At 63.6% G+C, this 17,574-nt stretch carries 17 protein-coding genes and 1 pseudogene; 9 read left to right on the plus strand and 9 right to left on the minus strand.

Features of this window, described 5'->3' with window-relative positions; all coding sequences use genetic code 11:
* The first annotated feature begins 18 nt into the window (after nt 1-18).
* Nucleotides 19-1,908, plus strand: coding sequence for a DNA ligase D (gene ligD, locus E5A73_RS20300; RefSeq protein ID WP_135965673.1), 1,890 nt, complete (start codon nt 19-21; stop codon nt 1,906-1,908).
* Nucleotides 1,909-1,912: 4 nt separating this feature from the next.
* Nucleotides 1,913-2,713, plus strand: coding sequence for an exodeoxyribonuclease III (xth, locus tag E5A73_RS20305; protein WP_135965674.1), 801 nt, complete (start codon nt 1,913-1,915; stop codon nt 2,711-2,713).
* A gap of 53 nt (nt 2,714-2,766) precedes the next feature.
* Here xth and E5A73_RS20310 read toward each other — a convergent pair.
* Both E5A73_RS20310 and E5A73_RS20315 read right to left on the minus strand, forming a co-directional pair.
* Nucleotides 2,767-3,459: pseudogene (locus E5A73_RS20310) on the minus strand (NADPH-dependent F420 reductase); the annotation flags it as partial.
* A gap of 15 nt (nt 3,460-3,474) precedes the next feature.
* A complete protein-coding gene (locus tag E5A73_RS20315; RefSeq protein WP_135965676.1) occupies nt 3,475-4,440 on the minus strand; it encodes an SDR family NAD(P)-dependent oxidoreductase in 966 nt (321 codons plus the stop codon).
* Nucleotides 4,441-4,594: 154 nt separating this feature from the next.
* Between E5A73_RS20315 and E5A73_RS20320 the strand changes: the two genes are divergently transcribed.
* The 5 genes from E5A73_RS20320 to E5A73_RS20340 all read left to right on the plus strand — a co-directional run bounded on the left by E5A73_RS20320 (nt 4,595) and on the right by E5A73_RS20340 (nt 7,807).
* Nucleotides 4,595-5,269 carry a TetR/AcrR family transcriptional regulator gene (locus E5A73_RS20320; RefSeq protein ID WP_135965677.1) on the plus strand — a complete coding sequence of 225 codons (675 nt, stop codon included), beginning with the start codon at nt 4,595-4,597 and terminating at the stop codon, nt 5,267-5,269.
* Nucleotides 5,256-5,648 (plus strand): ester cyclase, encoded by a 393-nt coding sequence (locus E5A73_RS20325; RefSeq protein WP_135965678.1) that lies wholly within the window; start codon nt 5,256-5,258, stop codon nt 5,646-5,648. The genes E5A73_RS20320 and E5A73_RS20325 overlap by 14 nt, the downstream gene beginning before the upstream one ends.
* 142 nt (nt 5,649-5,790) lie before the next feature.
* On the plus strand, nt 5,791-6,240 hold the full coding sequence (locus E5A73_RS20330; protein ID WP_135965679.1) for a VOC family protein: 450 nt from the start codon (nt 5,791-5,793) through the stop codon (nt 6,238-6,240).
* Between the two features lie 40 nt (nt 6,241-6,280).
* Nucleotides 6,281-6,718 carry a nuclear transport factor 2 family protein gene (locus tag E5A73_RS20335; RefSeq protein WP_135965680.1) on the plus strand — a complete coding sequence of 146 codons (438 nt, stop codon included), beginning with the start codon at nt 6,281-6,283 and terminating at the stop codon, nt 6,716-6,718.
* A 66-nt stretch (nt 6,719-6,784) separates the two neighbouring features.
* Nucleotides 6,785-7,807 carry an NADP-dependent oxidoreductase gene (locus tag E5A73_RS20340; protein WP_135965681.1) on the plus strand — a complete coding sequence of 341 codons (1,023 nt, stop codon included), beginning with the start codon at nt 6,785-6,787 and terminating at the stop codon, nt 7,805-7,807.
* An 80-nt stretch (nt 7,808-7,887) separates the two neighbouring features.
* Here E5A73_RS20340 and E5A73_RS20345 read toward each other — a convergent pair whose 3' ends face one another.
* The gene (locus E5A73_RS20345) at nt 7,888-8,502 is read right to left on the minus strand and encodes an SOS response-associated peptidase (protein WP_135965682.1); all 615 of its coding nucleotides are present in this window, start codon (nt 8,500-8,502) and stop codon (nt 7,888-7,890) included.
* Between E5A73_RS20345 and E5A73_RS20350 the strand changes: the two genes are divergently transcribed.
* Both E5A73_RS20350 and E5A73_RS20355 read left to right on the plus strand, forming a co-directional pair.
* Nucleotides 8,495-9,079: an SOS response-associated peptidase family protein gene (locus tag E5A73_RS20350; protein WP_240700305.1), complete on the plus strand. Its 585-nt coding sequence runs from the start codon at nt 8,495-8,497 to the stop codon at nt 9,077-9,079. The two genes, E5A73_RS20345 and E5A73_RS20350, sit on opposite strands and share 8 nt — an antisense overlap.
* Before the next feature lie 41 nt (nt 9,080-9,120).
* Nucleotides 9,121-9,738 carry a hypothetical protein gene (locus E5A73_RS20355; RefSeq protein ID WP_135965683.1) on the plus strand — a complete coding sequence of 206 codons (618 nt, stop codon included), beginning with the start codon at nt 9,121-9,123 and terminating at the stop codon, nt 9,736-9,738.
* A 131-nt stretch (nt 9,739-9,869) separates the two neighbouring features.
* On the opposite strand, the gene E5A73_RS20360 is transcribed toward E5A73_RS20355, so the two are convergent.
* The 6 genes from E5A73_RS20360 to E5A73_RS20385 are packed head-to-tail and all read right to left on the minus strand — an operon-like array spanning nt 9,870 to nt 17,098.
* Nucleotides 9,870-10,550 (minus strand): hypothetical protein, encoded by a 681-nt coding sequence (locus E5A73_RS20360; RefSeq protein WP_135965684.1) that lies wholly within the window; start codon nt 10,548-10,550, stop codon nt 9,870-9,872.
* Nucleotides 10,537-11,139: a DUF2726 domain-containing protein gene (locus E5A73_RS20365; protein ID WP_168356025.1), complete on the minus strand. Its 603-nt coding sequence runs from the start codon at nt 11,137-11,139 to the stop codon at nt 10,537-10,539. Before E5A73_RS20365 ends, E5A73_RS20360 begins: the two co-directional genes overlap by 14 nt.
* Before the next feature lie 52 nt (nt 11,140-11,191).
* Nucleotides 11,192-11,392, minus strand: coding sequence for a hypothetical protein (locus E5A73_RS20370; RefSeq protein ID WP_135965686.1), 201 nt, complete (start codon nt 11,390-11,392; stop codon nt 11,192-11,194).
* Nucleotides 11,393-11,437: 45 nt separating this feature from the next.
* On the minus strand, nt 11,438-14,503 hold the full coding sequence (mobF, locus tag E5A73_RS20375; protein WP_135965687.1) for a MobF family relaxase: 3,066 nt from the start codon (nt 14,501-14,503) through the stop codon (nt 11,438-11,440).
* Between the two features lie 2 nt (nt 14,504-14,505).
* Complete coding sequence (locus E5A73_RS20380) at nt 14,506-16,818, minus strand: type IV secretion system DNA-binding domain-containing protein (protein ID WP_135965688.1); 2,313 nt, start codon at nt 16,816-16,818, stop codon at nt 14,506-14,508.
* Nucleotides 16,808-17,098, minus strand: coding sequence for a hypothetical protein (locus E5A73_RS20385; RefSeq protein ID WP_010405779.1), 291 nt, complete (start codon nt 17,096-17,098; stop codon nt 16,808-16,810). The genes E5A73_RS20380 and E5A73_RS20385 overlap by 11 nt, the downstream gene beginning before the upstream one ends.
* Nucleotides 17,099-17,574: the final 476 nt, after the last annotated feature.

Genomic DNA, 17,574 nt, shown 5'->3' on the forward strand with positions numbered 1-17,574 from the left:
GGCGCGAGTCTATCAGTCATGGCCAAGTTGCTCGGAGACCAGGCAGAAAGGAAGGCGACGAAGCCGGCGGGCGCTCGATCTCGGCCGGCTTTGAGTCCGCCGCCATTTCAGCCCGTCCAGCTGGCAACTCTAGTCGACACGGTCCCAACGGGCGACCGGTGGCTGCACGAAATGAAATATGATGGCTACCGCCTCCTCGTCGCCGTGGGTAGCAAAGAAGCCCGCGCGTATACGCGGTCCGGTCTGGACTGGTCGGAAAAGTTCGAAGGCATCGTCGCGGAAGCCGCAAAGCTGAACCTTCGCTCGGCGCTGCTCGATGGCGAGGCGGTTGTCATGGACGAGCACGGACGCTCGAGCTTCCAGGACCTCCAGGGCGCGCTCAAAGGCGCGCCGGCCAGCATCGACTACATCGCGTTCGATCTGCTCGAGCTCGATGGGGAGGACCTCACGCGCCTGCCCCTCACGGACCGGAAGGCCAGGCTGCGGGAGATCCTTCCCGAGGGGAGTCACCGGATCCGCTATTCGGAACATATTGAGGGAAATGGCGAAAAGCTGCTTCACAAATTCTGCGACGCCGGGCTCGAGGGCGTCATTTCAAAGAAGGCCGATGGACGCTACATCGGGTCGCGCTCGGGCGGATGGCTAAAGACCAAATGCATCAAGCGCCAGGAATTCGTCGTTGTCGGCTGGACGCCCTCGGACAAGTCGCGCGGGTTTCGCTCGTTGATCCTCGGGATTCACGATGGGGGCGAGCTGCGATACGCCGGCAAGGTCGGAACAGGCTTCAGCATGGACGAGATTGAGCGTCTGATGGAGACGATGCTCCCGCTCGGGCAGGCGGCGTCAACCGTAAAGGCTCCTCGGGCGGAGGTCCGCGGCGCCCATTGGCTTCAACCCAAGCTCGTAGCTGAGATCGCTTATACCGAGATGACCAAGGAGGGCACGCTGCGCCATCCCAGCTACCTCGGGCTCCGCGCCGACAAGAAGGCGGAAGCGGTCGTTCTCGAAGTGGAGCAATCAGTGACCGAGCTTGCCGCGCCGGCGGTATCGCGCGTCAAGATCAGCAACACAGATCGCGTCATCTTTCCGGAATCCAGCATCACTAAGGGCCAGCTGGCGGACCATTATGCGGCGGTCGCGCCGATCATGCTGCCGTGGCTGGGCAGTCGCCCGATCAGTCTGGTGCGCTGCCCGCAGGGCCGCGCCAAAAAATGCTTCTTCCAGAAACATGATGCGGGCAGCTTTGGCGATGACGTCAAGCATGTCGGCATCCTCGAGAAGGACGGCCACGAGGAACCCTATCTCTTCGTCGATACCGCGGACGGCCTGATGACCTGCGTCCAGATGGGCACGATCGAATTTCACGGCTGGGGCGCGCGCATCGAGGATGTCGAAAAGGCTGACCGGCTTGTCTTCGATCTGGACCCGGACGAGGGGCTGGACTTCGAGAACGTGCGCACGGCCGCTTTTCACTTCCGGGATATCCTGAAGTCGATCGGGCTTGAAACCTTCCCGATGATCACCGGCGGCAAGGGCGTCCATGTGGTTGCGCCGCTCGTACCGCAGGCCGAATGGCCGGAAGTGAAGGATTTCGCGCACAGGCTGGCCCGGGCCGTCGCGCAAAGCGATCCGCAAAACTTTACGGCGGCGCTGCCCAAGGCGCAGCGCAAAGGACGCATCTTCGTCGACTACCTGCGCAACCAGCGCGGCGCGACGGCCGTCATGCCTTATGCGGTACGGGCCCGCCCGGAGGCGCCGGTAGCAGCGCCCATCACTTGGAAGGAGATGGAGACGATCGATGCGCCGAACCACTTCCACGTTGGTGATGCCGTCGAGCTCGTAAAGCGGGCTGCTTCCAAAGCGCTAAAAGGCTGGGGCCGGGCCGATCAAACCTTGCCGGATCTGTGACACGGTGAAGATCGCCACCTACAATGTGAACGGCGTGAACGGCCGCCTTCCCGTGCTCCTCCGGTGGTTGACCGAGGAGCAACCAGACATTGCGGTGCTTCAGGAACTGAAGGCGCCCCAGGAGAAGTTTCCTGAGGGCGCCATCCGTGACCTCGGCTACGATGTCATCTGGCATGGACAGAAGAGCTGGAACGGGGTCGCTATGCTGAGCCGCGTGGGCGACATCCACGAAACGCGGTGCGGGTTGCCCGGAGACCCGGATCCGGCTCAGAGCCGCTACATCGAAGCCGCAGTAAACGGCGTCCTCGTCGCAGGACTATATCTGCCAAACGGCAACCCTCGCCCCGGTCCGAAGTTCGACTACAAGCTTGCCTGGTTCGAGCGGCTGATCGAGCATGCGGCGGAGCTGTTAGCGACCGGCGCGCCAGTGGTGCTGGCAGGCGACTTCAACGTGATGCCGACCGAGCGCGATGTTTATAAGCCGGAGCGGTGGCTGGACGATGCGCTGTTCGCCCCTGAGATCCGGGCCGCCTTTTTCCGCTTGCTCGAGCAAGGTTGGACGGATGCGCTACGAACCATCCATCCTGACGAGACGGTCTACACGTTCTGGGACTATTTTCGTAACGCGTACAACCGCAATGCCGGGCTGCGCATCGACCATCTTTTGCTCAGTCCTGCCCTCGCCGGTCGGCTTGTAGATGCGCAGGTCGACCGTCATGTGCGCGGATGGGAGAAAAGCAGCGATCACGCCCCGACTTGGATCGAGCTGAGGGCGGAGAAGGCGGCGCGAAAACGAGGGGCCTGAGACTGGCATGAGTCTGCAGGTGCCCGATGCAGCTTCCCGCTGGAGGCCCGCCTTCACAGGGGCGTAACTTGGCGTGCCCGTGCGAGGTTGGCGATGAGCTGGGGCTTGGTCTGTTGATTGAGCGCGGCCCAAGCCGGCTGACCGGGAGCGCTGCGCCAGGCCTCGCTCAGCGGACTGTTGTCGACGATGTCGAAGCCGATGCGGTCGAGGAGGTCGGCGACGAGCGTGATCGCCTCGGGATGGTCGCTCGAGATCGGCACGGCGATCCGGTCGGGAGCGCCGGCCGGTCTCGCGCGCGAGGCCATGCGCGGCGCCTGGATGTGAGAGAAGGCCTGTACGATCTTGGAGGTGGGAAGCTGCTCCTGCCGCAGTTCGTAGATCGTTTTCTCGCCGGAATCGACCTGGGGGTAGTGTCCGTCGCGCCAGGTCATGTAGTTGTTCGTGTCGAGCACGATTTTACCCGCGAGTTGCTCGACGGGGATGTTGTTGACGAGCTTGAGCGGCACCGCGATCACAGCGAAGTCGCCGGCCGCGGCAGCCTCGGCAGCCGTTCCGGCGCGTGCGGACGGACCGAGTTGCTCGACCAATCCCTGGAGGGTCTCGGGGCCGCGCGAGTTCGCGATCACGACGTCGTAGCCAAGCCCGATCGCTGCTTGTGCGATCGCGGTGCCGACCTCACCCGCGCCGATGATACCTATGGTGGTCATGGAAGTCCTTTCCAGTTCAGGCTGGGGCGGCCTGCGCCACCCCCGGCGCCGACATCACTGCGCAGCGACCAGTTGCTCGCTCTTGGCCCACAGTCGCTTCGCCTTCTCACCGTCCAGGGCGTAGAGCCGCACGCCGTCGGCGAACGGGTTGGTCATGTCGTTGACGGGCGCGACCGCGACATCCTCGAGATATTTGCCGCCGATCTCGTCCTTGTCAGCCACCACGGCGGCCCAGACGCTCGTCGCGGCGGCCTGCGAGATGTCTTTCAGTTCGGCGGGCGGGAGGCCTGCCTCGGCGCGGGCGTTGCCCACCGTCTCGAACAGGCCGTGCAGTTGCTCTTCGGTGAAGTTGCGCGGCAGGTCGGTGAGGCTGTTGCCCGGCATGACCGAGGCGGCGCGGACGCCGCGATGGCTGTGGCGACGGTCGAATTCCACGGCGAACAAAGCGTTTGCCGTCTTAGAACGGCCATACGCCACGAAGGGATCGTAGTCCTGTGCGTCGAAGTTCGGATCATCGAGGTCGACGTCAGATACGCGGTGTGCTTGGGACGAGAGCACCACCAAGCGTCCGCCGTCGACCAGCAAAGGTTCGAGCCGGTTGACCAGCTCGAAATGACCCAGGTGGTTTATGCCGAACTGCGTCTCGAAGCCGTCAGCGGTCTTCCCGAACGGCGTCGCCATGACGCCGGCGTTAGCGATAATCGCGTCGAACCGACGGCTCTCGTTAAGGAGCTTGTCCGCGCCATCGCGCACGCTCTGCAGCGAGGCGAGGTCGATGGCGTGAAGCTCGAACGCTCCCCCACCCCGGGCAGCGGCGTCGCGGACCGGCTGCGTGGCGCTCTCTGACTTGGCCAAGTCCCGCACGACGCCGACCACATCGGCGCCATGGGCCGCGAGCGCCCTCGCGGTTTCACGGCCAATGCCGGAACCAACTCCAGTCACGAGGTAGCGCTTTCCATTGAGCTCGGTGCCGGTGAGTACCTCGTCGGCGGTCGACTTGGAATTGAACCGATCGGTCATGTCACTGTCCTTCATCGTGGTGTCGTCAAATCCACGCCTTGAAAGCCGCATCAGGTTTTCATAATAGGCGTTACGATAACGCTTATTATGGTATCTAGACAAAGCAGGTCAAGGGTACCATAATGGTCGTTACGAAATTTATGGAGGCATGGTGATGGGACGACATCGCGAGTTCGACGTCGACGAAGTGCTCGACGCCGCCGTGAAGGTCTTCTGGCGGAAGGGCTATGAGGGCACGACCTACGGCGATCTTGTCGATGCGACCGGCGTGGAGCGCCCCGCGCTCTACTCTGCCTTCGGCAACAAGGAGGCGCTCTTCATCAAGGCGCTCGCCCGATATGACGAGCGCTACCTCGACTACATGCCGGAAGCGCTCGCCTTACCCACCGCGCGGGAGGTCGCGACGCGCATCATCCGTCAGGCGGTCGACCTTAATACGCGTTTCCCCGAGCACACTGGATGCTTGGGGATCAACGGCGGGCTTGCCGTGTCGGACGACGCCGAGCCTGTGCGGCGCAAACTCAATGAATACCGTCTCGCCGGTCAGGACCGACTACGTGAGCGATTCGCGCGGGCTAAAGCCGACGGGGACCTGCCGGATTCAGCAGATCCACTGGCTCTGGCGGCATTCGTCACGACCGTGACGCAGGGCATTGCCGTGCAGGCAAAGGCCGGCCTCGATCGGGAAACACTCGAACTGGTCGCCAACGAGGCGCTGAGCTGCTCGGCGTTCAGGTTTTCGCCTTCCGAAAAGGAAGGGTCTGGCGCCGACGCACGCGCGGCGGCGCGCGCAGATCATAAGCAAGGAAACGAAAATGTCTCAAACTGAGCTTCGCGATTTTTACGATCGATACATCGCCGCGCTGAACGCCCGCGACTTCGACGTCATGGACGAGTTCATCCACGACGAGGTGACCCTCAACGGCGAGCCTGCGACGCGTGACGACATCCTCGACGTCCAGCGCCAGGAGGCTGGATCCGTCCCCGATCTTCACTGGGCGCTGACCAATCTCATCATCGACGGCGACCGCCTCGGCGCCCAGCTCGTCAACACCGGCACGCCTGCAAAGACGTTCGTTGGCGTGGAGCCGACGGGCAAGTCGTTCGAGGTGACGGAATATGCTGTCTATCAGGTGATCGACGGCCGCTTCAAACACATGGCGGCAATTCACGACGCTGAAGAGGTGCACCGCCAGTTGGCGGCCTGAGCCCAACAGGGGTCCCGGCCGACCGGCGGCCGGGATTTCGCCGACCACCGATGTGTTCGGTTCATCCGCACCCTGTTGGGCGTGGAGCGGAGGCGATCGCGCCTCGAAACGGCGCCTGAGAGGCGTGGCAAGGAGACAAGAGATGGCCCTTTTCGACGTGCCCATGAACCCGTCGAGCCCCTTCGCCGACTTGAGAGGCGATCATTCCGGCGTGCGGGTCCCCGATCTCGACGCCGCCGTCGAGTGGTACACCAAGACGCTCGACTTTCGTCTGACGGCGACTACCGAGGCCGTTGGCCTGGACTGGGTGTTTCTCTCCCCGCCGAACGACGACAGCGTCAGTATCGAGCTTGCCGCCGGCCCCGGTGCGACGGACCGCCTGGGCGGTGGCGACCTTGAAGGGTCGCTGAAGGTCCACGGCTGGCACCACTTCTGCTGGCGGGTCGTCAACATCGAGGCGACGCTCGCCGAGCTCAAGCGGCGCGGCGTCAAGATCGTTGCCGGTCCGCTCGAATATGCGCCGATCAAGCGGCGAGGTGCCCTGTTCGCCGACCCTTGGGGAAACCTTTTCGAGATCATCCAGGACGTCTGAGAAGCCCAGCCTGCTGGCGCGAACACGATTGGACCCTCTAATGAACGACCGCCCCGCCCCTGCGAACCGGCGCGAGCTAATCCGCCAGTTCTTCCGTTACGCTGACGCCGGCGACACCCGCGCACTCGAGTTCTACACCGAAGATGTCGACCTCACCTACCCAAAGTTCGGCAAGGCGATCGGCAAGGACGCGGTAAGGACCTTCATCACGCACATGTCGGGCGTGTTCGGCCGGCTCGAACACGACATCGACGGCCTGTCGTTCATCGAGGATGGCGACAAGATCGTGGTCGAGGGCCGCGAGCGGGGCGAGATGGCGGACGGCACGCCATTCCCGGACGGGCGGATTTCCCAGGGTCTGTTCTGCAACGTCTATGAGTTCGAGGGCGACCTGTTCCGCGCGGTGCGCATCTACGTCGATCCCGACTTCACCAGTTCCGACGCAGCGATGCTCAGTACCCTGAGACCCGCTGGATAGTCGCAACCACCGACTGCGGTCGGCGATCCGGCAAGCCGCACCAAAAAAATGCAAGGAAACCTTGAGATGACCAAACGAACCAACAGGCAATACACGCTCGCCGCCCGCCCGCGGGGTCCGGCGAAGTTGAGCGACTTCAAGCTCGTCGAGGTCGACGTTCCGGAGCTTCGGCACGGCGAGGTGCTCTTCCGCAACACCTTGTTCTCCATCGATCCCTATCAGCGCAACCTGATGGGCAACGGCTCTTCGGAATGGCCGACGATCGACATCGGCGACCCGATGGGCGGACCGACGGTCGGCGTGGTGGTGGAGAGCCGCAACCCCGACTTCGGCGTCGGCGACACCGTGCAGTCCTGGGTCGGCTGGCAGGACTTCGCCGTCTCGAACGGCTCGGACCTGCGCAAGATCGACCCCGGCGCTATGCCAGTATCGACCGCGCTTGGGCCGCTTGGGCTCACCGGCTTCACCGCCTGGTATGGCATGACCAAGGTCCACGACTTCAAGCCCGGCGGGACGCTGGTTGTAACCGGTGCCGCAGGTTCGGTCGGCTCGGCGGCAGCCCAGCTCGGCAAGCTACGGGGTCTGCGGGTTGTTGGTGTGGCCGGCGGCCCGCACAAGACGGCGTTCCTGAGGGACGAACTCGGCCTCGACGAGGCGGTCGACTACAAGGCGGCAGACTTCAAAGAGCAGGTCGCCCGAATGCTGCCGGACGGCATCGACGCATTCTTCGAGAACGTCGGCGGCCCGATCTTCCCCGTGCTGATGGAGCATTTCAACACCGACGCTAAGATGACGGTCTGCGGCACGATCGCGGATTACAGCGAGACCGAGCTGCCAAAGGGCACGAACTACCTGCCCCGGCTGATCACGCTCATCCACTACCGCTTCGTTAGCATCAAGGCGTTCGCGACGCCCTATGTCATGGACACGTTCCCGGAGTTTCTGGCGGAGGCGACGCCGTTGGTAACGAGCGGCCAGCTCAAATATGGCGAGGAGTTCGTGGATGGCTTCGAGAGACTTCCAACGGCCCTTATGACGCTCTTCGACGGCAGCCACAGTGGCAAGAAGCTGATCGTGCGCAACGACTGAGCCGTGGCGGCGTGGCGGCAGGCACGCCGTGGAACACTGCCAGCCGAAGCGGTATTTCCACGGTCACTGATAGGCGCAAGCTAGAGCAAGGCGCTCTGTGCGGCTAACGGCGGATAGACCTGCGCTACAGATAGGCTTCCCTTCGGCAACGCGCGCAGCACATCGCCAGCCGGAACAGTCGGGTCCAGCCAGTCGGACCACTGGTTCCGGGTGAGCGGGATGATCTGGCGTGAATGATAGGGCGCGACGTCTTCGCCAGGCTCCATCGTCAGCATCGTGAATGCCTCACCTTCGGGGGTCTCGCGCCAGATACCAGCGATGCAGAACCAGGCATGGTCGCGCAGCGTGAACAACCACTTGGTCTTACGCTTCTGCCTGGGATTCTCAGGCTTGGTGAATTCATAGAAGCCGTCAGCAAGGATAAGGCACCGGTGCGATGTGAATTCCCTTCCTTCCGAGCGGAAATTATAGACCGGCTTGCCGCCCTGCCCTGCCCAGCTCCAGCGACGATTGACCAATTGTCCCGACCCGCGGACCCGGCCGCTGCGGACGATTGGCGCCATATCGCTGATCTTGATGTCCTCCCGCGCCGCGAGGTTAGGCGTACCCTCGGGCATATCGATCTTGATTTTCAGATCGTCGAAGTCCTGCGCGATCGACGCTATGTCGACTTCCAGGCGATAGTCATTGCACATTGATCGCTCCGTTCAAGCCGCCTTGCGGGTCCTCATCGTTCTTATTATGTTCTTTCGCATGGATTCGCCAACTCCATTCGACTCGAATGCCCCCGCCGGGAGCAAACGCGCTATCGTCCGGTACAATCCGGATAATAGCGCAGAGCTCGAGATGGTCGAGGCGACTTGGGGTTCGAACCCACGGTTCAGCGACGGGGCGTCGTATCGCTTCGTTCGTTCGGAAGGGAAGAGCTTCCCCAGCCACCGCTGTCTCATGCCAGCTACCGAATTCCAGATGAGCGTGAAGGACCGATGCTACCGGGTTCGGCTCGACGATGGCAATTTCTTCTACCTCGCCGGCGTCTGGGAACCGCCGATGGCAGACTATCCACTCGCATTCCGCATCGTCACGGTCGCTGCCAACGCCGAGGTCAGTCGCTTTCAGGATCGCCACGGTGCCATTATCCTGCGGCGCCAGGTCATGCGTTGGCTTGACCGGTCCGTGCCGGAGACCGAGCTGTTGGGGACGCCGCCAGCGCGCTTGTTCGTCATCGACGAGATTACGAGCGGTCCTCGCCAACCAGCATTCGTTCTTTGATCTGAACCGCCGCGATGCGGTTGGATCGTGTAGAAGAGGCTATGGAGTTTCCTGATCTCGCGTTCGCGGTTCGGTCAGAGCCGCTCATCCTCTACTGGCCGGCGCCGGGTGTTCCGCTGGCCCGGCTGGCGTTTTCGAGCCTCGAGGAGTGGCGTCGTTTTGTCGTGGGCATGGCGCTCGATCCGCTGATCCCGGACGTAGTCCAACGCAAATTCCAACGCGCGTTGAAGCTCTTTTATCTGGCATGGATCGACGGCGATCTGATGAAGGCCGGTGAACTGGTCGCGCTGACCGCGCTCGAGCTGGCGCTGAATGACCGATACGGTGAACGCCTTCCCGGCCGGCCGAGGAGGAAGCTCAAAGCGGGTGAGGCGCCGAGCCTTACCGACAAGCCCCCGCAGCGATCCTTCGCCGCGTTGCTCAAGCATATGGTTGACGGCGCCGGGCTTACCGACGGCGACATACCCATGATCGTGCGCTGCGGCGGGACGGCCGTAGGCCAATTGATCGGATCGACGAAGCCGACGCTGGCCGATCGGCGCAACGCGCTGGCGCATGGTGATCCGTTCGATGGGCTACCGACCAGTGGGCTCATCGAGCTCGTACGCGACCTCATCAATTTTGCCTACCGCAGCTATATCCAGGCAGGCCGGCTCTAGGAATTGTCAGCCATGACACTTTACCTAGCGTTTTCGGGTAAAGTGTCACTGGTGGCATCTAATGGTGCCGTGGCGGGTGCCTGGATGACGGGCGCCCCAAGGGCAGGTCACTTCGCCCGTCGACGCGCAGGCTAGAGCTCGTCTGGCCGCCCGAACATGAGTCGCGTCTTGAGGTTGCCGTCGGGTCTGCGATGCAGGTCGATGATTTGCGCGCTGTGCGGCTCGAAGGTCATCAACTCAGCGACAGTCTCGTAAGAGGTGTTCGGCCCGAAATAGCGGGCGGTCCCGTGCCATTTCTGCCCCTCGATCAATCGCATCCGAAATGTGCCGGAAGGGGCTGGGACGGTGACACGCTCGTTGCGCGCCACGTAGAGCGAGAAGATATGCCGATTGCTCGCTGGCTCGAATAGCTGAACGACAGCGTTGGCCTCGCTGGCATCCACCGTCAGCCTACTCTTGATGTCGCCAGGTTCTATGCTGCGCGCCACGGTTACCGATCCAGTCTCGGGAAAGGGCTTTGCCGCCGTGAAATCGGGCAACCACCCTGCGCGCTTTGCCTCGCCGTACAGCGGGATCAGGATCGACAGGGCCATAAGAAGGAAGAGCCACTTCTGCCACGGATGCGGCGTGACACGCGGATTGAGGTGATGCCTCCGGGAGTGAAAGTCGTGCCCGCCATCCTTGGCGTCGAACCAGAGCCCGCCGTGCTCAACCCGCGCTTTCTTGTCGATCCAGGATGCGCTGCCGAGCCGTGCCCCCTTGCTTTCAGCACGGCGGCGCTCGCGCATATAGTCGCGGTCATCGAGTCCCATTGAAACGCCCCCCAAGCGGCCATGTGCGCACTGGCACAGGCAGGCGCGTCACTGCCGGCGCCGCCTTGAGCGCGGCGTCTCGCAGGTGCCCGACTGCCGCTTGGGCGGTAGCGATGGTCGCGCGGTCCGACGCGGAGATGCGTATCGTCTGATATCCGGCCGCCGACGCTATTTCGTGGCGCTCGTTGCCCAGCTCGGGATCGGCAAAGCGATCATCCATTTCGATCAGCGCGATGACCGAGCTGGAGGCGGGGTCGACGATTACGAAATCGACGATCGTCTGAAGAAACGGGTCGTGCTCCGCGGTTTGCGGGTGGCCCTGTCCAACTGCCGGCTCAACGAGCGCGCTCAAAGAGACCTGCGCGTGAATCCGGTACATCGGCAGGACCCGCTCGAGTGCGGCGAGCATCGCGTGCTTCCGATTGCTGAGGAACGGCCTTGCCACCGGCGATGGCGCGCGACCGATGTGTGTGCGGATGGGGACACGCGACGCGATCCATATCGCGACGCCGATCAGGATACACGCGCCCGTGGCGAGCACCAGGCTGTCATGTGGCAGATGACCAAGCTGGTCGAAACGAAGTGACATTGGACCTCTCCCGGTTAGGGCACGAGGCTCGCGCCCCATGCCGGAGCGCTTCTCAGTTCCAGCCGTCGCGACGGCCTTCATTGCTGTCTTTGAGGTTGCGGCCTTCGACCGCTGAGCGGCGGACTTCGAGTTCGACCTGGTCGCCCTTGCGACGCGTACGGAAATCAGCGTCCTTGAGGCCGTTGCGGCGGGCATAATCCTCGGCCGCTTTTTCGCTGCCGAACTTGCCGCGTTCATCAAAATCCCACGCCATGTTCCGTCTCCTTGGTTGGGCCGGCATCGCGCCGGCGGTTGAGTGTCACAAATCGAGGCCGAGGCTGCGCTCAGGCAGCGGCGGCAGCAGGTCGCCTTTGTCGGGTTTGAGGTCGGGCGGCGCCTTGAGGTCGGTGGCCTTCGCCGCGGCGGACGCCGGCGCGATAGGTCCGTCCGGAATCGGCGGCAGATCGACTAAGATATCGGGGTGATCGGCCATATTGAGGCCGTCGATCGGGCCGGGGTCGAACTTGACCGGCGGCGCCGATGCCTTCTTGCCGTCGATATCGAGCCGGCCGACCGTCTCCAGTGCGGAGGTCTTGTTGCCGGGATTGAGATCGAGTTGGCGCTCGAGTTTTTCCCGGTTGTCCACCACCATGGTTAGCTCGTCGCGCACCCGCGTCACGCCGACGTTGAACAGCCGCTGGTTCGACAGATTGCGCTCGTGGCTGTCCATTACCGTGATGGCTTTGTCGGTGGTGATGCCCTGCGCCATGTGCATGTTGAGCGCGTAGGCAAGGTCGAGCCGGGAGAGCATCGGATCGCCGAGATCGAGGGTGAGGTGCTGCTGGTTCGCGGTCTCGACAGTCACACCATTGGCGTCAACCGAGAGCACACGCGCAAGGGCCGCGTTGTGGAGGTCGCGCGGCTTGTCGTTGGCGGTCCAACGGATGCGGTCGCCTTCGCGAATGTGGAGATCTTTTTTCTCTGTCAGCTCGAGGCGATCGCGCTTCTCGGTCGGGGACAGGCGCTGGGGATCGAAGCGGATCTTGCGGCGGCCATCGCTGAGCTCGACCTTGCCGTTTGGCATTACCCGCGTGACGTCGTAGCGCCCCTTTTCGAGCCCCACGTCCTGCGCGCCACCGCGGCCGACGTCGAGCGTCTGGCCGGGCTGGTAAGTCGACGCGTAGCGCAGCTCCTCCCGTGTATGATTGACGCGTTCATAGACGGTAAGGTGGATCCCCTGCCCCCGCACGGTGCCCTCGGCCGCGAGGCCGTCCTGGATGCGCTGATTGATGATCGCACGCGATTCCCGACCCGATGCGAACACAGCGGTCGCCTCTCGCTCATCAGCCGCGAGCGCCAGCCACATATCGGCGGCGGTTTCGGGGGGGCTAGCAGTCTCGTGGACAGAGTCGCCAAGCACCTTCATCGCCTCCCCGGCCTTGCCAATGTTCGCCAGCGCAGAGACCGTGAGGAGCTTCGGGTTGTTCTCCTGCCTGATATTATAGTCCATGCGCGCCATCGTGCCGCCGGCCGCCTGGATCATCGCGAAGGATTTGCCGGCGTCGATTGAAGAGAGCTGCTGGCGATCGCCGACCAGAACAAGCTTATCGACGCCGAGCGCCTCGGTGATCCGGTGGAGCTTCAGCATGTCGTCGCTCGAGACCATCGATGTCTCGTCGACCACGATCATGGCGCCTGCGAACTTGGCCTGCGCTGCCTCGAACCTTGGCGTGTCGCGCTCGGTCACGAACCGTTCGTTGGCGAGCACGAACGAAGCGATCGTCTGGCTGTTGATGCCGGCGCCTTCTGCGAGGTCGGCGACCATTTTGTTCTGGAAGGCGAGGCCTAGGATCTCTCGGCCTTCGCTTGCCGCGACACGCCCGACGGCCTGCAACATCGTCGACTTGCCCGCGCCGGCGACGCCCTGGACGGTGACCGTGCGATCTTCCGACGACAGGATCAGCGTGGCCGCGGCCAGCTGGCCGGCATTGAGTGGGCGATCCGCGGCCGCCTGCAGCCGTGCGGGGGCATCGGCGGCTTGGACGATCGGCGCGGCTCTTCCCGCGCCGTCCTCGACTGCCTTGAGGATGCTCTCTTCGGTGCGGAGCGCCTCCTGCGTGGTGACCATGCTCACGCCTTTGTCGCCGGCGCGGGCGACGCCCGGGATGAGCTGGCGGTTCTCGACCAATTGTCCGACGCGGTGCTCGACGGTTTCGATCGTGACGCCCTTCAAGCCAAGATCGAGCGCGGTCTTCACCAGTAGATGGACATTGAACGCCGCTTCGCGTTCGGACAGGATCCGGACGGCGGACGCAACCGCGAGCTGCGATCGGGCCGTGGCAGGAGACTGGGTGACCCGCGCGAGGCCGGAATCGACCAGCGGGTCATGCGCGCGAAGGAAGCCGCCGACCAGGTCGCGAGCGCTGGCGATCGCGTCGCTGACCGCGCGAAACCCGCGCTCAAGCCGGCTATCCGCGGTGCTCTGACCCGCGCGTGCCTCGGCCGAAGCGAGCAGGCTCTTGCCGTCGAAGCCGAGCGCTGCCGCCTTGTCGATCCAGCCTTTCAGCAGGCCATCGCGGTCATCGACATTGAGCTTGGGATCACGGGTGTTGGTGGTGACCCCGTCACGGCCCTTGGCCGAGACGATGCCGAGTTCCGCCGCTTTCTCAAGGATCGCTTCGCGGCGCTGGCTGAAGGCGTCGATCACAGCCTTGGGCACGCCCGATATCTCGAACGTCCCGTGCTTGCCTTTGAGATCGACCTGGTAGCCGAGCTTCTCGATGCCGGCGCGTAGATAGGCGTGGTAGATGGCGCCGATCGTGGTGTTGCTGCTCCAGATCTTGTCGGCGTGGAGCGCCTGCCATTTGCCATCGGGCATCCGTGTCAGATTGGCGACGACGGCATGGACATGGGCCTGCGGGTCGAGCGCCCTGCTCGTGTCGTGCTGGAACAGCGCATAGACCAGATTACCGGTCTGGACCGGGACCTTGCGGCCCTCCACGTCCTTGCGGCCCTCGGCGAGATTCTTCTCGACCCAGGCCATCGTCTTCTGGACGGCAGCCATGTTGGCCGCGAGCACGCGTTTGTCGCCGGCGACAAAGGCCATGAGCGACACCGACTTAGGAGCCGAGAAGGTGAGATCGACGCCGTTGCGGCGGTTTTCCACTTGGGCGACGCCCTCGCCCGACGGCAGCGTGCCGCTCAGGATTTCCTCGAAGGCCTGTTTCGAAACCTCGCCGTCGAGGCCGAGTGTCTCGGGCCCTGCCCCGCCCCATTCGCTCTGCTCGGCTGAGCCATCCGCGGTGTAATAATTGTCCTTGAAATCGTCCTTCGCGAAATAGTTCGCGGCACCCGAGGCGGAGCGGACCGAGGCGACCGAGAGCATGCCTAGATCCCCATGTCCATGCCATCGGAATCAAGCCCGCTGGCAAAGCCTTCCCTCAGCTCGACGAGGCTTTGATTCTCCACTTGGATCCCGCGCGGTTGCGCATCGCGACTGTCGCGACGCTCCTCGCTGGTGCGGGTGCCGGCGGCCTGATCCTCGGGCTTGTCGCGAGCCGCTTGCGCCTTGTCGGCGGCATGGGGGGCGGGCGTCGTTTGCTCGTTGCGATCGTCGTTGCGCTGTGCGGCGCGCATCGTCTCGGCATTCTCTTCCTCGGTCGGCGTGAAGAGGATCCGCGCTGCCATCTCCTTTGCGAGATTGGTCGCCTCGACCACTTCCTCGACGATCTGGGCGGCGCCATCCCGCCCCCCTGCCTCACCTCCCGCACCGTCCTCTTCGGCAAACACTTCCTCTCCGCGCCTTGACCGCACGGGGCTAATATTGGGTCGCGCGATGAAGCCCTGCGCGACCTGGGGATAGTCCTTCCATTCGAGCAGAATGCGTGCCGCCGGGAACCCGTCGGGGAACTTCACGAAGCCGTGCATGGAGGGCAGGTTCGTGATGTCATCGGCGATCACGAGCGGCTCGACCTGCTTGCGCGGTGTCAGCGTCGAGGCGTCGCGATTGTTGTTATAGCCGTAGCTGTACGCCTCATCCATCTGGCGCACTTCGCGGTTGCCGATGTAGCGCGCGCACTGCTCGGCGGTGTCGAGATCGGCGGTTGCGAGGATGAGCTTGGAGCGGGCGAGCGAGGCGAGATTGCGAGCGCCCTGTTCGCCATAAACCTCGACCAGTTTCTCGAAACTGTGGATGCCCAGGATCATCGCGCCGCCGAACGCGCGCGCGGTCTGGAGACCGTTCTCGATTGCCGGCAGTTTGTGGAGCGCGCCGAGCTCGTCGAACATGAACCACATGCGCAGCGAGCGGGTGCGCGGCATGGTCATGAGGCGGTTGATGCACAGGTCCATCCAGAGCGTCAGCAGCGCCCGGTTCATCGCCAGATCGACATAGTTGGAGGTGATGAAAAGGATCGCGCCGGGCTGCTTGTCGCCGGTGATCCAGTCCCGGATCGAGAATTGCTCACCTTCGTCCGGCAGGAAGCGCAGGACCTGCGCGTTGGTGTTGAAAACGGCACGGATCGATTCCGCCATGCGGGCGGCTTCCGGGGCGGTCAGCGGGTCGGCGATGGTGTTGGCGAGGAAGCGGTGGACCCGCTTTAGGTCCGCCGTCATCAGGTTCTCGGACAGCGCGAGATTGGTGGTCTGGCCGCGCTCCTGGAGGCGGACGCACATTTCGATGAAAAGCGTGCGCGCCGCCAGCGCCCAGAAGGGCTCGGAAGATCCACCGTCCGACGGGATCAGGGCTGCAGCCGCCGCGGTAAATTCGCTGTGCGTGCGGCAATCGTTGAAGATCGACCAGGCCGGGCAGCGTTGGTCCATCGGGTTGAGGATGGTATCGCGCTCCGGATCGTAGAAGGCTTCGACATAGGCGCCGGTCAGGTCGAAGATGACGGCATTGTCCTGGCGCGCGCGCATCTGCGCCACGAGGCTCCTGAGCTCGGTGGTCTTGCCCGAGCCGGTCGTGCCGATGAGCATCGTGTGCGACTGCTCCATGCGGTGCGGATAGGGCACGCCGGCAAGCGAATAGGGGTGGTGGATGCCGCCGGCTTTCCGTTCGGCGAAGGGCAATCGGAGCACGGCCGAAGGGCTTAGCCGGGGGAAGAACTGCCGCGCATCTTCCTCGAATTTGGCGGCGTTATGTTGGGCGATTTCGGCGAAGAGGACACCGCGCTCGACCAGCATCGCGCCGCGTTCGTGGCGTTCCTGGAGGATGGTCTTGCCGCGCCGCCGGGAGATATCGACGAACCAGATCGTGATCGGCGCGATGACGAAAACCGAGACGAGGATCGAGCCGATAAACGCGTGGACCGTGGTTGCCCAAGCCTTCTGGACGGCGGGGATATAGGGCACGGCCGGCATGATCGTTTTGTAGATTTCGCCGTTCGGCAGCGTGACGTTGACGCGCTTGTTCGGATTGAGGTCGACCCAGTTCCAAAGCGCCGAATAGAGCTTCATGCAGACGAGCTGGAATCCGTGCTCGTCGAGGCGCAGCGAGAGGATGATGAACCAGGCGGCGAGGAAGGCGAAGAACCAGGCGATGATGGGCAGCTTCGCGCCTGAAAACCACATCAGCATCTCATGGGTGAGGAGCTGGCTGCCGCGTGTGAAATTGCCCGAGTTGCGCTGAACCCGGCCCCGCGCGGAGTGATGGGTCAGCGGGATGTTTTTCCCGTTCGAGCGGATGTCCTCACGCGCCATGATATTGGACCAGGCGCTTGTCGGTTTCGGCGACGAGCCGCTCGCGGAGCTCGGGATATTGCTCGCGGATGATGATGTCCAAAGCGAGCTGCTGGAACTCGCTGATCCGGGCAAGACGGCGGTGGCTGGCGGTCAGCAGATCGGACGAGGAAAGGAAGACGTCGAGCGCCGACCGGATGATGTCGGCGACGCTGAGCTTGCGCTCCGCAGCGATGGTGCTCAGCCGATCCCACTGGGTCCGCTCGAGCCGCACATTATAGTGCCGGTAACTGGTAGCCAAGACCAACCTCCTAGCAGGGAGGCTGGTGGGGACTGAAGAAGGCCTGACTTATAGCCTAGAGGCTGGCGCGCGGCAAGTTGATCGTCGGGCGCCAGGCCATCGTAGTCGTCCGTACTACAGCCAAGTGGCGGATTTGCGTGACTTTTACGCGCCGCAAGAACCGTACTACAATGTAGTCGCCATCCCATCCGCGCTAAACCGTTGCGCAGCAACGGAAACCTTGCACCTTCAGGTGCGTAGGGTGTGCATATCCTCAGAGACCGATTCCTTGTCCCTGGTCTGTCTGGTGATGTTTGGTGGGGCGCCGTTACCGGGTCCGGCTGGGCACTGCTCCGCCGACGGGCGGAAGGTGCAAAGCGTCTGCCGCGAAGCAGTCGCGCTGCGCGATACGGGACGGGCAAGCGAAGCGATGCGCTCCCCCATGCGCGCCGGGACTTGGGTCCCGAAGCGCGCATCAATGGGGCCACCGGCCCCAT

Origin of the sequence: Sphingomonas gei (assembly GCF_004792685.1) — a bacterium.
GTDB lineage: Bacteria > Pseudomonadota > Alphaproteobacteria > Sphingomonadales > Sphingomonadaceae > Sphingomonas > Sphingomonas gei.

Bases quoted from the DNA above. Each gene is read 5' to 3' on its own strand.
- E5A73_RS20340 (WP_135965681.1), top strand. From the start codon at position 6,785: ATGACCAAACGAACCAACAGGCAATACACGCTCGCCGCCCGCCCGCGG.
- E5A73_RS20345 (WP_135965682.1), bottom strand. From the start codon at position 8,502: ATGTGCAATGACTATCGCCTGGAAGTCGACATAGCGTCGATCGCGCAG.
- E5A73_RS20370 (WP_135965686.1), bottom strand. From the start codon at position 11,392: ATGGCGTGGGATTTTGATGAACGCGGCAAGTTCGGCAGCGAAAAAGCG.
- ligD (WP_135965673.1), top strand. From the start codon at position 19: ATGGCCAAGTTGCTCGGAGACCAGGCAGAAAGGAAGGCGACGAAGCCG.
- E5A73_RS20330 (WP_135965679.1), top strand. From the start codon at position 5,791: ATGGCCCTTTTCGACGTGCCCATGAACCCGTCGAGCCCCTTCGCCGAC.
- E5A73_RS20360 (WP_135965684.1), bottom strand. From the start codon at position 10,550: ATGGGACTCGATGACCGCGACTATATGCGCGAGCGCCGCCGTGCTGAA.
- E5A73_RS20380 (WP_135965688.1), bottom strand. From the start codon at position 16,818: ATGGCGCGTGAGGACATCCGCTCGAACGGGAAAAACATCCCGCTGACC.
- E5A73_RS20335 (WP_135965680.1), top strand. From the start codon at position 6,281: ATGAACGACCGCCCCGCCCCTGCGAACCGGCGCGAGCTAATCCGCCAG.
- mobF (WP_135965687.1), bottom strand. From the start codon at position 14,503: ATGCTCTCGGTCGCCTCGGTCCGCTCCGCCTCGGGTGCCGCGAACTAT.
- E5A73_RS20365 (WP_168356025.1), bottom strand. From the start codon at position 11,139: ATGTCACTTCGTTTCGACCAGCTTGGTCATCTGCCACATGACAGCCTG.
- E5A73_RS20315 (WP_135965676.1), bottom strand. From the start codon at position 4,440: ATGACCGATCGGTTCAATTCCAAGTCGACCGCCGACGAGGTACTCACC.
- E5A73_RS20355 (WP_135965683.1), top strand. From the start codon at position 9,121: ATGGAGTTTCCTGATCTCGCGTTCGCGGTTCGGTCAGAGCCGCTCATC.
- E5A73_RS20325 (WP_135965678.1), top strand. From the start codon at position 5,256: ATGTCTCAAACTGAGCTTCGCGATTTTTACGATCGATACATCGCCGCG.
- E5A73_RS20320 (WP_135965677.1), top strand. From the start codon at position 4,595: ATGGGACGACATCGCGAGTTCGACGTCGACGAAGTGCTCGACGCCGCC.